Here is a 14,743-nt window from a genome sequence, read left to right on the forward strand (position 1 = left end):
CATTTTCAAAACATACATTATCTACGCTGGGAGAACCATCATGCCTCATCTAAACTTGGACAAAACGGATTTAAAAATTCTGCAGGTTTTGCAGGAAAATGGGCGGTTGAGCAATGTTGAGCTTTCTGAAAAGGTGGCGCTCTCCCCTTCTCCCTGCCTGCGCCGTCTCAAACAGCTTGAAGATGCGGGCATTATTCAAAAATACGCGGCCCAGCTTTCTCCCGTATCTTTGGGCTTGGGTTTGCAGGCTTTTATCCGTGTATCGATTAGCAAGGCAAAAGATGCGCGCGAGGATTTTTCCGAATCTGTCCGCGCTTGGCCGGAAGTATTGAGCTGCTTTGCTTTAACGGGTGAAACCGATTATCTGCTCCATGCCTTTTTTACCGATATGAACGCGTTTTCCCATTTTGTTTTGGACACGCTGCTTTCGCACCACGGCGTGCAAGATGCGCAATCAAGTTTTGTGTTGAAAGAAATTAAAAACACGACCGCTCTGCCTTTGGTTCATTTGGTTCAGGATTAATGATTTGAAACTGATAAAGGCCGTCTGTTGTTCAGACGGCCTTTTAAATTCCAATGGTTTGCTTTCACGTCCATACACTTGTATACTTTTTAAGAATAATTCACATAAGCTTTTACTATGACTGACACCGCCCATCTCGATATCGATACTGTTTCAGAACATACCAAACAATGGTTGGAAAAAGCCGTTATCGGGCTGAATCTCTGCCCGTTTGCCAAAGCGCCACACGTTAAAAACCTGGTTCGCATCGTTGTCAGCAAAGCCCGTCATTTGGACGGCTTCCTTGAGGACTTGGATCGTGAATTGCAGCTTCTGGGCAATACGCCCGCTTCGGAATTGGAAACCACTTTACTGGTTCATCCGACACTGTTCCCTGATTTTGAAACCTTCAACCAAATGCTGGAAATTGCCGACGATGCCGTTGTAGAAAACGAATTGGAAGGCATTGTCCAAATTGCGCCGTTCCATCCCGATTTTCAATTTGAAGGCACAGAAGCCGACGACATCAGCAACTACACCAATCGCTCGCCCTATCCGACCTTGCATCTGATTCGTGAAGACAGTATTGCCAAAGCGGCTGAAGCATTTCCTGACGCCTCGGCAATTTTCGACCGCAATATCGCGCTGCTGGAAAAAATGGGGCATGAGGGCTGGGATAAATTAGACATTCCGCGTTGTCCATTTCCACATCACAAGCCGTCTGAAAACAAATAATTGGTGACGGGAAGATGGTTCGCTATTTGTTGATTTTTTGCGGCGCATTGTCGCTCGTCTTGGGCATTATTGGCATTTTCCTGCCATTACTGCCGACTACGCCTTTCATTTTATTGACCGCCGCCTGCTGGGCAAAAGCTTCGCCGCGCTTTCACAATTGGCTCTATCATCACCGCTATTTCGGCCCCATCATACAAAACTGGGAAAACAACGGCGCCGTGCCGCGTAAGGCAAAGTTTTTCGCTATCGGCATGATGGCCCTTTCTTGCCTGTTTATGTTTTGGCAATTTCCGGAACGCTGGTGGATTGGTGCCGTATCATCAATCTGTTGCAGCTGCGTGGCGGTGTGGATGTGGTTACGGCCGGAGGCATAAAATAAAACAGGTAGGCATTTTCGCTCACCTGTTTTTGTTTTCATACCCAATTTATCTGTCAAAACAATCAGTAACACCTAAAACACCCTATTCAACCCTTATTTTTCAGACGGCCTTTATTTATTCAATCAAATGTAAATTTTAGCTAAAATTAATTCAAAGTATTTTTTCGATAGTATTATTTTTGAGATTTCAAGCTCCTGTTTCAAAAACATTTTTTTACTACTTCCAACTACTCCCATCGCTTTTATTTCTTTATTTGTATCAACATTTCTTTAGATTCCAACACTCTAAACCGTCCCTTAACACTTGCTTTGCGTTATACTTTCCCCTGACACAACCGCGCAGTTCGTCTGGGTATTTTCAGACGGCCTGAATATTTCACCGCCGTGCTTTCTCAACGAAGTTCCTCACGGCGCAACAGAATAAAAAGGAAATACTATGCGCTATCTCTCATTTTTACTGCTTCTTGCCGCCTTTCCTGCTGCGGCATCCGATTTTGACGGCTCATCCGCAAGCCTGCTTTGGGGTCTGCCGTTTGCACTGATTCTCTTGTCCATTGCACTCGGACCTCTGTTTTTCTCCCGTATTTGGCACCACCACTTCGGCAAAATTACAGCGTTTTGGACGCTGCTGTTTTTAACGCCGTTTATCATAACCTTTGGTTTCGGAGCCGGCGTGCATACCGTTGCCCATGCGTTGGTTGAAGAATATATCCCCTTTATCCTGCTGCTTTTGGCGCTCTATACCATTTCAGGCGGTATTTTTGTCAGCGGCGATTTGCATGGTTCGCCTAAATTGAACACAACCCTGTTGGCAGTCGGCACGGCTTTGTCATCCATCATGGGGACGACAGGCGCGGCGATGTTGATGATTCGTCCGCTTTTGAAAGCCAACCATAAACGCCACTACCGCGTTCACATCGTGATTTTCTTCATTTTCTTGGTGGCGAATATCGGCGGCGGTCTGACTCCTTTAGGCGATCCTCCGCTGTTCTTAGGATTCCTGAAAGGCGTAGATTTCATGTGGACGGTCAAACACATGCTGATGCCTGTATTGATTAGTTCTGTGATTTTGCTGGCCGTTTTCTACATCATCGACAGCCGACACTTCAACCGCGAACAAAGCGAACACCTTGCTCCTGCTCCTTCCGATAAAGAAGAAAAAGTCAAAATCTATGGCAAATGGAATTTTCTGTTACTGGCCGGTGTTGTCGGCGCGGTTTTATTGTCCGGCTTGTGGAAACCAAATCATCCGGGCTTTGAAATCTTGGGCAGCCATTACGCCTTGCAAAACCTGATGCGCGATGGCATTTTGCTGGCTTTGACCGCCGTATCTTGGATTATTACGCCCAAACAGGTACGCGCAGGTAATGAGTTCAACTTCGAGCCGATTGCCGAAGTGGGCAAACTGTTTTTGGGTATTTTCATTACCATTTCGCCTGTTTTAGCGATTTTGAAAGCCGGCGAAACAGGCGCATTGGCTTCCGTTGTTTCTTTGGTTCACGACGCGGCAGGCAATCCGATTAATGTGATGTATTTCTGGATGAGTGGCATTCTGTCGGCATTCTTGGATAACGCGCCGACTTATTTGGTGTTCTTCAATATGGCCGGTGGCGATGCCCAAGCTTTGATGACAGGCCATCTGTTCCATTCGTTGCTGGCAGTATCCATGGGTTCCGTATTTATGGGTGCGCTCACTTATATCGGTAATGCGCCGAACTTCATGGTCAAAGCCATTGCCGAACAACGCGGCGTACCGATGCCTTCCTTCTTCGGCTACATGGCATGGTCGGTAATTGTATTGGTACCGCTGTTTGCCCTGCATACGATGATTTTCTTCGTTTGGCAGCTCTTTTAAACTTAGAGGCCGTCTGAAATTCAGACGGCCTTTTATTTTCAGCTATATCATCAAATATAGCGTTTAAATATCAATCAGTTAAAAATCATCCCCCTTAACACTCGATTACACATTCCTACTTTTTTCCCACTTTTCCCGTAAAAATAAGCGTAAAACTGACATAAAGCAGCCTATACCTGATAAAATCTAAAGCTTTGTTGTTTGCGTTTATTCGTTGTTTTTATAGCAAACCTCTGCTTTTTTCAGACGGCCCATCCTTTGTTTCAAATCATTACATGCCGTCTGAAAAAACAATCCGACATCCGAATCTCAACCCACCAAAAAGTAACGCATCCTTATGATTAAGATAAAAAAAGGCTTAGACCTGCCTATCGCGGGCAGACCGGAGCAAGTCATTTATGACGGCCCGGCCATTACCGAAGTCGCGTTGCTTGGCGAAGAATATGTCGGCATGCGCCCCTCGATGAAAATCAAGGAAGGCGAAGCCGTCAAAAAAGGCCAAGTGCTGTTTGAAGACAAAAAGAATCCGGGCGTAGTATTCACTGCTCCGGCTTCAGGCAAAATCGCCGCGATTCACCGTGGCGAAAAGCGCGTACTTCAGTCAGTCGTGATTGCCGTTGAAGGCAACGACGAAATCGAATTCGAACGCTACGCACCTGAAGCGCTGGCAAAATTGAGCAGCGAAGAAGTGCGCCGCAACCTGATCCAATCCGGTTTGTGGACTGCGCTGCGCACCCGTCCGTTCAGCAAAATCCCTGCCGTTGATGCCGAACCGTTCGCCATCTTCGTCAATGCGATGGACACCAATCCGCTGGCTGCCGATCCTACGGTCATCATCAAAGAAGCCGCCGAAGACTTCAAACGCGGCCTGTTGGTATTAAGCCGCCTGACCGAGCGTAAAATCCATGTATGTAAAGCAGCCGGCGCAGATGTGCCGTCTGAAAATGCTGCCAACATCGAAACACATGAATTTGGCGGTCCGCACCCTGCCGGTTTGAGTGGCACACACATTCATTTCATCGAGCCAGTCGGTGCGAACAAAACCGTTTGGACCATCAATTATCAAGATGTAATTGCCATTGGCCGTTTGTTTGCAACAGGCCGTCTGAACACTGAGCGCGTAATTGCCTTGGGTGGTTCTCAAGTCAACAAACCCCGCCTCTTGCGTACCGTTTTGGGTGCGAAAGTATCGCAAATTACTGCGGGCGAATTGGTTGACGCAGACAACCGCGTGATTTCCGGCTCGGTATTGAACGGCGCGATTGCACAAGGCGCACACGATTACCTCGGCCGCTACCACAATCAGATTTCCGTTATCGAAGAAGGCCGCAGCAAAGAGCTGTTCGGCTGGGTTGCGCCACAACCGGACAAATACTCCATCACGCGCACAACCCTCGGCCATTTCCTGAAAAACAAACTCTTCAAGTTCAACACAGCCGTCAACGGCGGCGACCGCGCCATGGTACCGATCGGCACTTACGAGCGCGTGATGCCATTGGATATCCTGCCTACCCTGCTCTTGCGCGATTTAATCGTCGGCGATACCGACAGCGCTCAGGCACTGGGTTGCTTGGAATTGGACGAAGAAGACCTCGCTTTGTGCAGTTTCGTCTGCCCGGGCAAATACGAATACGGCCCGCTGTTGCGCAAGGTGCTGGAAACCATTGAGAAGGAAGGCTGATTATGGGCTTGAAACATTTTCTTGAAAAAATCGAACCGCACTTCCTGCCGGGCGGCAAACATGAAAAATGGTATGCCCTCTATGAAGCTGCGGCGACGATTTTCTACACATCCGGCGCGGTAACGCGCAAAGCGGCCCACGTCCGCGATGCGCTCGACTCCAAGCGCATGATGATTTTGGTATGGCTGGCTTTGTTCCCCGCCATGTTCTACGGTATGTACAACGTCGGCGTACAGGCATTCGGTGCGTTAACGCCTGATTTGCTGCAACAAAATATCGCTAACGACTGGCATTACGCCCTTGCCAACGCTTTGGGCATCAATATGTCGTCTGAAGCGGGCGTGTTGGGCAAAATGCTCTTCGGCGCGATTTTCTTCCTGCCGATTTACGCGACTGTATTTGTCGTGGGCGGCTTCTGGGAAGTTTTGTTCGCCACTGTACGCAAACACGAAATCAACGAAGGTTTCTTCGTGACTTCGATTCTGTTTGCTTTGATCGTTCCCCCTACCCTGCCTTTGTGGCAAGCGGCTTTGGGTATTTCTTTCGGCGTTGTGGTTGCGAAAGAAGTATTCGGCGGTACAGGTAAAAACTTCATGAACCCTGCTCTTGCAGGCCGTGCGTTCCTGTTCTTCGCCTACCCTGCCAACATTACCGGCGACACCGTTTGGACTGCGGTTGACGGCTATTCCGGTGCCACTGCGTTGGCGCAATGGGCGGCACACGGTGCAGACGGTCTGAAAAACGCTGTAACCGGTCAAAACATTTCTTGGATGGATGCGTTTATCGGTAACGTACCCGGCTCAATCGGCGAAGTATCCACTTTGGCGCTCTTAATCGGCGGCGCGTTTATCGTGTTTGCCCGCATCGCTTCTTGGCGCATCATTACCGGCGTGATGATCGGTATGATTGCGATGTCTTCACTGTTTAACTTCATCGGCTCGGACACCAACGCCATGTTCTCCATGCCTTGGTACTGGCACTTGGTGGTCGGCGGCTTCGCCATCGGTATGCTGTTTATGGCGACCGACCCTGTTTCCGCTTCCTTTACCAATGTCGGCAAATGGTGGTACGGCGCGCTTATCGGTGTGATGTGCGTATTGATCCGCGTGATCAACCCTGCTTACCCCGAAGGCATGATGTTGGCGATTCTGTTTGCCAACCTGTTTGCCCCGATTTTCGACTATTTCGTCGCACAAGCGAACATCAAACGCAGAAAGGCGCGCAGCAATGGCTAAGAAATTCGATAAAGACAGCTTCAGCGGCACGCTGATTGTGGTATTGGTTGTCAGCCTGATTTGTTCCATCATCGTTGCTGGTGCGGTCGTCGGCTTGAAACCCATCCAAGAGAAACAAAAACTCCAAGACAAACAAGGCTATATCTTGAGCGTAGCCGGTTTGATGGATAAAAACACCGACATCAGCAAAACCTTTGCCGAGCGTATCGAGCAACGTGTCGTGGACTTAGCAACCGGAGAATACGTCGCCGATGCGCCTAAAGACTTCAGCGCACGCGTTGCCGGCAAAGACCCTGCCCAAAGCATCCAAATCAAACCTGAAGACGATTTGGCAGGCATCAAAAGCCGTGCCAAATACACTGAGGTTTACTTGGTAAAAGGCGAAGACGGTAAAGTCAGCCAAATCATCTTGCCTATGCACGGCAACGGCTTGTGGTCTGTCATGTACGGTTTTGTCGCCATTCAACCTGACGGCAACACCATCAACGGCATTACCTACTACGACCAAGGTGAAACCCCGGGTTTGGGCGGCGAAATCGGCAACCCTCTGTGGCAAAAAAAATTCGTCGGCAAAAAACTGTTTAACGAACAAGGCAAATTTGCCCTGCACGTCGGCAAAGGTGCAAGCTCAGACAAAGAACACGGCGTAGATGCCCTCTCCGGCGCATCGCTGACGTCTAAAGGTGTGCAAGGTTCGTTCGACTACTGGTTCGGCGAAAACGGCTATATCCCCTACCTGAACAAATTGAAATCAGCAGGAGCACAATAATGGCTGACATGAAACGCTTGAAACATTTGATGTTTTCACCCTTTATCGACAACAACCCGATTGCCTTGCAAGTTTTGGGTATTTGTTCGGCTTTGGCGGTTACCACCAAACTTCAGACGGCCATCGTAATGGGTATTTCCGTAGCTTTGGTAACCGGTTTTTCCAGCTTCTTCATCTCATTGGTACGCAACTACATTCCCAACAGCATCCGTATTATTGTGCAAATGGCGATTGTTGCTTCCTTGGTAACGCTGGTTGACCAACTGCTCCAAGCTTTTGCCTATGAGTTGTCCAAACAGCTGTCCGTATTCGTCGGCCTGATTATTACCAACTGTATCGTGATGGGCCGCGCCGAAGCATTCGCCATGAAAGAGCCTCCTTTGGAGAGCTTGGTTGACGGTATCGGCAATGGCGCAGGTTACGGCATGATGCTGATCATCATCGCAACCATCCGCGAACTGATCGGCTCAGGCAAGCTCTTTGGCTACACCATTTTCCAAACCGTACAGGACGGCGGCTGGTATCAAACCAACGGTTTATTCCTGCTCGCCCCTAGCGCGTTCTTCATCATCGGCTTCTTGGTATGGGGTCTGCGCACTTGGAAACCTGAACAGGCGGAGAAATAACACATGGAACATTACTTAAGCCTCTTTGTAAAATCCGTCTTTCTGGAAAACATGGCACTTTCCTTCTTCTTGGGGATGTGTACATTTTTGGCGGTATCTAAAAAAGTATCCACTGCATTCGGTTTGGGCGTTGCCGTAACTTTCGTACTCGGCCTGTCTGTCCCTGCCAACCAACTTGTTTACTCGCTGTTGAAAGACGGCGCGCTGGTTGAAGGCGTGGATTTAACCTTCCTGAAATTCATCACCTTCATCGGCGTAATTGCCGCTTTGGTGCAGATTTTGGAAATGTTCTTGGACAAATTCGTCCCTGCCCTCTACAACGCATTGGGTATCTACCTGCCCCTGATTACCGTAAACTGCGCGATTTTCGGTGCCGTATCGTTTATGGCGCAACGCGAATACAACTTCGGCGAGTCCGTTGTATACGGTTTCGGCGCAGGCTTGGGCTGGCTTTTGGCTATTGTCGCTTTGGCGGGTATTACCGAAAAAATGAAATATTCGGATGTCCCTAAAGGCCTCAAAGGCTTGGGCATTACCTTTATCGCCGCCGGCCTGATGGCAATGGCGTTTATGTCGTTCTCCGGCATCCAGTTATAAGAAAGGAATCGGCATGGAGATTATTTTAGGTATCGTGATGTTTACCGTCATCGTCTTGGTTTTGGCACTGATGATTCTGTTTGCCAAATCCAAGTTGGTGAGCGAAGGCGACATCACCATCAAAGTCAATAACGAAAAAGAACTGACGATGCCTGCCGGCGGCAAACTGCTGGGTGCGCTTGCCAGCCAAGGTATTTTCGTTCCCTCCGCCTGCGGTGGCGGCGGCTCATGCGGTCAATGCCGCGTTGTCGTGAAAAGCGGCGGCGGCGACATTCTGCCGACCGAGTTGTCCCACATCAGCAAACGCGAAGCGCGCGAAGGCTGCCGTCTGTCTTGTCAGGTCAACGTCAAAACCGACATGGAAATCGAAGTACCGGAAGAAGTGTTCGGTGTGAAAAAATGGGAATGTACCGTCATCTCCAATGATAACAAAGCCACGTTCATTAAAGAACTCAAGCTTGCCATTCCTGAAGGCGAAGAAGTTCCTTTCCGTGCCGGCGGCTACATTCAAATTGAAGCTCCGCCGCACACCGTTGCCTACAAAGACTTCGATATTCCTAAGGAATACCACGAAGACTGGGACAAATACAATCTGTGGCAATACGTTTCCAAAGTGGACGAGCCGATTTTGCGCGCTTACTCTATGGCTTCATATCCAGAAGAGAAAGGCATCATCATGCTGAACGTGCGTATCGCTACGCCGCCTCCGCGCGTACCTGATGCGCCTCCGGGACAAATGTCGTCCTACATCTGGTCGCTCAAACCCGGCGACAAAGTAACCATCTCCGGTCCGTTCGGCGAATTCTTCGCCAAAGATACCGATGCCGAAATGGTATTCATCGGCGGCGGTGCAGGTATGGCGCCGATGCGTTCCCACATTTTCGACCAGCTGAAACGTTTGAACTCCAAACGTAAGATTACTTTCTGGTATGGCGCCCGTTCTAAACGTGAAATGTTCTATGTCGAAGACTTCGACCAACTCGCGGCAGAGTACCCGAACTTCACATGGCACGTCGCCTTGTCCGACCCATTGCCTGAAGACAACTGGGACGGTTACACAGGCTTCATCCACAACGTGGTTTACGAAAACCACCTAAAAAACCATGAAGCACCGGAAGACTGCGAATTCTACATGTGCGGCCCTCCAATCATGAACCAGTCCGTGATCAAAATGCTCAAAGACTTGGGCGTGGAAGACGAAAACATCCTCTTGGACGATTTCGGCGGCTAACAGACAAAAAGGAAGAAACTTCGGTTTCTTCCTTTTTTATTGCCAGGCCGTCTGAAAACCATACTTTCAGACGGCCTGAACCTTTCTTTTACGATACAATAAAGGCCTCAAAAAATAATCCGCAAATCCCCTATGCCGTTTCTTTCCAATTCGTTTTACCGTCCGATAATCGGTTGCACTATTGCCATCTTTTCCGCACTCACACTCTCTGCCTGCCAACCTGAAAAACAACAAACCATTACCCTGCAAGGCGAGACCATGGGCACGACCTATACCGTCAAATACCTTTCAGACGGCCAAGACAAACTCCCCTCCCCTGCCGAAATACAAAAACGCATTGATGACGCGCTTAAAGAAGTCAACCGGCAAATGTCTACCTACCAGACCGATTCCGAAATCAGCCAATTCAACCAGCTGCGCACCGTCAATCAGGCAATGCCCATTTCCCAAGACTTTGCCTATGTAACCGGCGAAGCCTTACGTTTAAACAAACTGACGCACGGCGCACTGGACGTAACCGTCGGCCCTTTGGTCAACCTTTGGGGATTCGGCCCGCAAAAAGAAATCACGCACGAACCAACCGCACAAGAAATCCAACATGCTTCAGAAATGGTCGGTACGGACAAACTCAAACTTTCCCAAGACGGACAGCAGCCCACACTTGCCAAAACCCATCCCGAAGTCTATTTAGACCTATCCTCCATTGCCAAAGGATTCGGCGTGGATAAAACCGCCGCTGAACTTGAAAAACTCAATATCGGCAATTATTTGGTTGAAATTGGCGGCGAGTTGCATGGCAAAGGCCGCAATGCGCAAGGCAACCCTTGGCGTATCGGCATCGAGCAACCCAATATCGTTCAAGGCGGCGCCACTCAAATTACCATTCCATTGGACAATAAATCACTGGCCACGTCCGGCGACTACCGCATTTTCCATGTCGATAAGTCAGGCCGCCGCCTTTCCCATATCATCAACCCCAAAACCAAACAACCCATCAGCCACAACCTTGCTTCCATCAGCGTAGTAGCAGAAAACGCCACACTTGCAGACGGCCTTTCCACCGGATTGTTCGTCCTCGGAGAAACCGAAGCGCTTAAACTTGCCGAGCAAGAAAATCTCGCCGTTTTCCTTATCATCCGAACCCCGCAAGGCGGCTACCATACTAAAATGTCCAGCGCATTCAAGAAATTATTAAACTAACCTTCAGGAATACACACATGAAAACCCTCCTTCTGACTTTCGGCATCTTTATCATCGTCATCCTCGGCATGGCAGTCGGCTATATTTTCTCCAAACGCACCATCAAAGGCAGCTGCGGCGGCATTTCCTCTCTCGGCATGAAGAAAATGTGCGATTGCGACACGCCATGCGATACTTTGCAAAAAGAGCTGGATAAAAAACAACATTCCGACAATCAAGGCATCAAGGTCGATCATTAAGTCTTTGTTGAATGTCTATTCATAACTCAAGGCTGTTTATCCCCCATCAGGCCGTCTGAAAAACAAAAGAGCGTAATTCCAATGGATATACGCTCTTTTGTTTTGCCTCTTCCAAAGTAATCCAAAAATATCTTGCCCACCCGTTTAAATCAAGACCACTCCAAACCAATCATAAACAAAAAGAAAAGCTCCTGCAAAACAGGAGCTTTTTCTTGGAAGAAACCGGATTATTTCAATTTAGTTTCTTTGTAAATAACGTGTTTACGGGCTACTGGGTCAAATTTTTTGATTTCCAGTTTGCCAGGCATAGTACGTTTGTTTTTAGTAGTTGTGTAGAAGTGACCAGTACCAGCGCTGGACTCCAGTTTGATTTTATCGCGCATTGCAGTAATCCTTAATTAATGGTGTTTAAATTAAGCTTCGCCGCGAGCACGCAAATCAGCCAATACGACATCAATGCCTACTTTATCGATGGTGCGCAATGCAGCGTTAGAAACGCGCAGGCGAACCCAGCGGTTTTCACTTTCTACCCAGAAACGACGTGATTGCAAGTTAGGCAAAAAACGACGTTTGGTTTTGTTGTTGGCGTGTGATACGTTATTGCCAGACATCGGGCGCTTACCGGTCACTTTGCAAACTCGTGCCATGGTTAGTCTCCAAACTTCTAAAATAGTAAAACGCGATTTATACCACGAAATCCGCCTTCAGTTCAAGTCGTTTACTGAAAAAACGGGATTTGTGGAAATAAACCTTCTCAATATGTTGCATCTGCGAAACGGTATCTTCGCAAAGCCTTAACTTTTCAATTATAACGGATTTCTTCAAAAAAATCATCTGTCGTTTGCTTGGTCGGCAAAATAAACAGGCCGTCTGAACATTTCAGACGGCCTGTTTGTCATCATGCTTTTTTCTTCAACGCCGCATTCAAAATGCAGCCGAGTATAAAGCAGGCTAAAGAAGGAACAACCCACCCCAAACCGATATTGTAAAACGGCAATGCGCGCTCGATGGCGGCAGCGGTTTCGGCATCCAATCCAAACGCGGCCTTATAGGCATCGAGCAAACCGACCATAAGGGCCGCCATCATGGTGCAAAAATAGACAATACGGCCGCCGCCGAATAGTTTATCCGTCAAAGCCAGCAGAATGATGACGATGGTCAGCGGATACAACAGCATCAACATAGGAATGGAAAACTGCAAAATCGCTGAAAGGCCTTTATTGGCCAACAGGATAGACACCACCGTATTCAGTATCACAAAGATTTTATAAGAAATGCTCGGACAGAGGCGGTTGAAATATTCGGCGCATGAAGTAATCAAGCCAACCGCCGTACTCAGACAGGCAAGCAGCACCATGACGCCAAGCAACACAATACCGGCCGTACCGAAATAGTGCTGTGCGGTTTTAGACAAAACCGACGCGCCGTTTTCCTGTAAGCCGATACCGGCCACACCTGTCGCGCCCATATAGCCGATAAACAGGTAAACCACTGCCAAACAAGAAGCCGCCAACACACCGGAAATCGTCGTGGTCTTCAGCAAATCAGCGCGGTTGTCCACGCCCATGGCGCGAACGGCATCGATGACGATAATGGCAAACACCAGCGAAGCCAGCGCGTCCATGGTGCCGTAACCTTCCAAAATGCCTTTAACCAACGGATGAGTGGCAAAATTGCCTTGCGCCGCCTGTGGCATACCCATCGGGTTAATAGCGGCATAGCCGACCAATATTGCAATTGCCAGCAATAAAATGGGCGTAAGGATTTTACCGATACGGTCAACCAGTTTCCCCGGAGAAATCGACAGCCAATAAGTCATGCCGAAAAACACCAGGCTGAATACGGCCAATGCGATGCTTTTCCAAGATTCATCAATGAAAGGAGAGATGGCGGTTTCAAAAGATACCGTTGCCGTACGCGGCATGGCAAACAAGGGGCCGATTGCCAGATAAAGCGCGGCGGCAAAAGTCACGCCGTACCAAGGCGCAACACGGGAAGCCAGCGCTTCCACATCGCGTGAGCCGGAATAGCCGACGGCAATCACACCCAGCAATGGCAACCCCGCACCGGTCAACAAAAAGCCGAACATTGCCGAAAGCCAGTTTTCGCCGGCCTGCTGCCCCAAATAAGCCGGGTAAATTAAGTTACCCGCGCCGAAAAACAGCGCAAACAGCATCAAACCCACCGCCCATAAAGAGGCCTTGCTGCGACTTGTCGTCGAATTCATTTTAGTTCTCTTTTTCCAAATAACCGTTATCGGTTTCATCGGCTTCAAGGCCGTCTGAAAGCATTTCGGCTTCGTTTGTTTCCAAACCGTCTTTCAGGCTGATTTCGATTTCGCCATAATTTTCAGGCTGTACGATACGCACCAAGCCTTCTTTGGCCAATTCCAGCAATGCAATAAAATTGACCACCACATACGTCGCACCCTGCTCCGGCTTAAACAAATCGCTGAACTTGCTGATACCGCTTTCGTTCAAACGGCGCAAAATCGCCGTCATCTGCGCGCGCACGGAAATGGTTTCCCGCACCACTTCATGACTGCGTGTATGCTTGGCACGCGACAAAATACCCAACCAAGCCTGCGTCAAATCGGCAACGTACACTTCCGGCAACTTCGCTTCGACCGCAATTTCCAGCGGCAAATACGCCCAAGCGAAATCACGTCCGGCACGCGGCAACGCGTCCAAGCCCTGAGCCGCCAGTTTCATCTGTTCGTAAGCCAACAGACGGCGCACCAACTCGGCACGCGGATCTGCCTCTTCATCCTCAACTTCTTCAGGACGCGGCAACAGCAGGCGCGATTTAATTTCAATCAGCATCGCCGCCATCAGCAGGTATTCCGCCGCCAAATCAAACTGATACGCTTCCATTTGGGCAATATAGTGCAGATACTGCTCGGTAATCTTTACCATCGGGATATCGAGGACATCGATATTTTGCTTGCGGATAAGGTACAGCAACAAATCCAACGGCCCTTGGAAGCTGCTCAATACCACCTTCAATGCATCGGGCGGAATAAACAAATCCTGCGGCACATCGGTAACAGGCTGACCGAACACCCACGCAACGGTATGTTCAGACGGCGTTGCGGCAGTGGAAGAAATAAGGTGTTCTGAAGGCATGGTTAAAGGGTCTTTTTCTTTTTAAGTTTAGTAAGAAGTTTCATCAACAAAAGGCCGTCTGAAACGAAGACGACCCGTTTTTAATATAAAAATCAGCGGTTTTTACGATTGATTTGCAAAGAAACAATGGCGACGGCAAAGGTCTGAGCCAAGGCCATGCCCAACAGCGGCAGGCCGGCGAAAACCGTACCCGTCAGTACCGAGCCGATATCTCGGGACAACACAAAACCATCCCTCGCAAGCATCGCCACCATCAAAGCCGACAACAGCAAACTTTCGCAGCCGACCAAAAACCAAATCATTTTAACCGAACGGCGTTTGCGCCATTTCATGATACCGGCGTGCACAAGGCTGAAGATCACGATAGACAGAAACGGATAAAGAAACGTGGTGAACGGGCGGGTATAACCGCTTTGCACACACAAATAATCGCCGGGCAGCGTATTGCATTCCATCACATCGAGAAACATTGGATCGACAGCATACATCAACACGCCGAACCATACCGCATAAATCAGACTGGCGATAAAGTAGGCTTTAAAAAATCGGCTCTTCACCATCTTCCCCTA

General features: G+C 48.9%; 17 protein-coding genes. 12 read left to right on the forward strand and 5 right to left on the reverse strand.

Annotated features, from left to right (window positions below; genetic code table 11):
- Positions 1 to 40 precede the first annotated feature (40 nt).
- The 12 genes from HMPREF2661_RS05550 (at position 41) to nqrM (ending at position 11,049) form a co-directional block, all read left to right on the forward strand.
- Positions 41 to 523: an Lrp/AsnC family transcriptional regulator gene (locus tag HMPREF2661_RS05550; protein WP_003684427.1), complete on the forward strand. Its 483-nt coding sequence runs from the start codon at positions 41 to 43 to the stop codon at positions 521 to 523.
- A 117-nt stretch (positions 524 to 640) separates the two neighbouring features.
- The gene (locus tag HMPREF2661_RS05555) at positions 641 to 1,237 is read left to right on the forward strand and encodes a DUF1415 domain-containing protein (protein WP_070822672.1); all 597 of its coding nucleotides are present in this window, start codon (positions 641 to 643) and stop codon (positions 1,235 to 1,237) included.
- A gap of 14 nt (positions 1,238 to 1,251) precedes the next feature.
- Entirely contained in the window at positions 1,252 to 1,611 is a 360-nt protein-coding gene (locus tag HMPREF2661_RS05560) for a YbaN family protein (RefSeq protein ID WP_070822674.1), read from the forward strand.
- 441 nt (positions 1,612 to 2,052) lie between these two features.
- Complete coding sequence (locus HMPREF2661_RS05565; RefSeq protein ID WP_070822676.1) at positions 2,053 to 3,471, forward strand: sodium:proton antiporter; 1,419 nt, start codon at positions 2,053 to 2,055, stop codon at positions 3,469 to 3,471.
- A gap of 337 nt (positions 3,472 to 3,808) precedes the next feature.
- Positions 3,809 to 5,152: a Na(+)-translocating NADH-quinone reductase subunit A gene (locus tag HMPREF2661_RS05570; protein ID WP_070615826.1), complete on the forward strand. Its 1,344-nt coding sequence runs from the start codon at positions 3,809 to 3,811 to the stop codon at positions 5,150 to 5,152.
- A 2-nt stretch (positions 5,153 to 5,154) separates the two neighbouring features.
- On the forward strand, positions 5,155 to 6,387 hold the full coding sequence (locus HMPREF2661_RS05575) for an NADH:ubiquinone reductase (Na(+)-transporting) subunit B (protein WP_070822678.1): 1,233 nt from the start codon (positions 5,155 to 5,157) through the stop codon (positions 6,385 to 6,387).
- Entirely contained in the window at positions 6,380 to 7,156 is a 777-nt protein-coding gene (locus HMPREF2661_RS05580) for a Na(+)-translocating NADH-quinone reductase subunit C (RefSeq protein WP_070822680.1), read from the forward strand. The genes HMPREF2661_RS05575 and HMPREF2661_RS05580 overlap by 8 nt, the downstream gene beginning before the upstream one ends.
- Complete coding sequence (locus tag HMPREF2661_RS05585) at positions 7,156 to 7,782, forward strand: NADH:ubiquinone reductase (Na(+)-transporting) subunit D (RefSeq protein WP_049329022.1); 627 nt, start codon at positions 7,156 to 7,158, stop codon at positions 7,780 to 7,782. The genes HMPREF2661_RS05580 and HMPREF2661_RS05585 overlap by 1 nt, the downstream gene beginning before the upstream one ends.
- A 3-nt stretch (positions 7,783 to 7,785) precedes the next feature.
- The gene (gene nqrE / locus HMPREF2661_RS05590; protein WP_003684365.1) at positions 7,786 to 8,379 is read left to right on the forward strand and encodes an NADH:ubiquinone reductase (Na(+)-transporting) subunit E; all 594 of its coding nucleotides are present in this window, start codon (positions 7,786 to 7,788) and stop codon (positions 8,377 to 8,379) included.
- A gap of 13 nt (positions 8,380 to 8,392) precedes the next feature.
- Complete coding sequence (gene nqrF / locus HMPREF2661_RS05595) at positions 8,393 to 9,610, forward strand: NADH:ubiquinone reductase (Na(+)-transporting) subunit F (protein WP_070822682.1); 1,218 nt, start codon at positions 8,393 to 8,395, stop codon at positions 9,608 to 9,610.
- A 132-nt stretch (positions 9,611 to 9,742) separates the two neighbouring features.
- Positions 9,743 to 10,810, forward strand: coding sequence for an FAD:protein FMN transferase (locus HMPREF2661_RS05600; RefSeq protein ID WP_084824309.1), 1,068 nt, complete (start codon positions 9,743 to 9,745; stop codon positions 10,808 to 10,810).
- Between the two features lie 17 nt (positions 10,811 to 10,827).
- On the forward strand, positions 10,828 to 11,049 hold the full coding sequence (gene nqrM / locus HMPREF2661_RS05605; RefSeq protein WP_003680888.1) for a (Na+)-NQR maturation NqrM: 222 nt from the start codon (positions 10,828 to 10,830) through the stop codon (positions 11,047 to 11,049).
- Positions 11,050 to 11,276: 227 nt separating this feature from the next.
- Here nqrM and rpmG read toward each other — a convergent pair whose 3' ends face one another.
- The 5 genes from rpmG to HMPREF2661_RS05630 all read right to left on the reverse strand — a co-directional run bounded on the left by rpmG (position 11,277) and on the right by HMPREF2661_RS05630 (position 14,734).
- The gene (rpmG, locus tag HMPREF2661_RS05610; protein WP_003684373.1) at positions 11,277 to 11,432 is read right to left on the reverse strand and encodes a 50S ribosomal protein L33; all 156 of its coding nucleotides are present in this window, start codon (positions 11,430 to 11,432) and stop codon (positions 11,277 to 11,279) included.
- 30 nt (positions 11,433 to 11,462) lie between these two features.
- Positions 11,463 to 11,696, reverse strand: coding sequence for a 50S ribosomal protein L28 (gene rpmB, locus HMPREF2661_RS05615; protein ID WP_002216391.1), 234 nt, complete (start codon positions 11,694 to 11,696; stop codon positions 11,463 to 11,465).
- Between the two features lie 251 nt (positions 11,697 to 11,947).
- Positions 11,948 to 13,276 carry a branched-chain amino acid transport system II carrier protein gene (gene brnQ, locus HMPREF2661_RS05620; protein ID WP_070822684.1) on the reverse strand — a complete coding sequence of 443 codons (1,329 nt, stop codon included), beginning with the start codon at positions 13,274 to 13,276 and terminating at the stop codon, positions 11,948 to 11,950.
- A gap of 1 nt (position 13,277) precedes the next feature.
- The gene (locus HMPREF2661_RS05625) at positions 13,278 to 14,174 is read right to left on the reverse strand and encodes a segregation and condensation protein A (protein WP_070822686.1); all 897 of its coding nucleotides are present in this window, start codon (positions 14,172 to 14,174) and stop codon (positions 13,278 to 13,280) included.
- Positions 14,175 to 14,266: 92 nt separating this feature from the next.
- Positions 14,267 to 14,734 carry a hypothetical protein gene (locus tag HMPREF2661_RS05630; RefSeq protein WP_070584806.1) on the reverse strand — a complete coding sequence of 156 codons (468 nt, stop codon included), beginning with the start codon at positions 14,732 to 14,734 and terminating at the stop codon, positions 14,267 to 14,269.
- Positions 14,735 to 14,743: the final 9 nt, after the last annotated feature.

The sequence above is a fragment of the Neisseria sp. HMSC061B04 genome (assembly GCF_001836705.1).
In the GTDB taxonomy this organism is placed as follows: Bacteria; Pseudomonadota; Gammaproteobacteria; order Burkholderiales; family Neisseriaceae; genus Neisseria.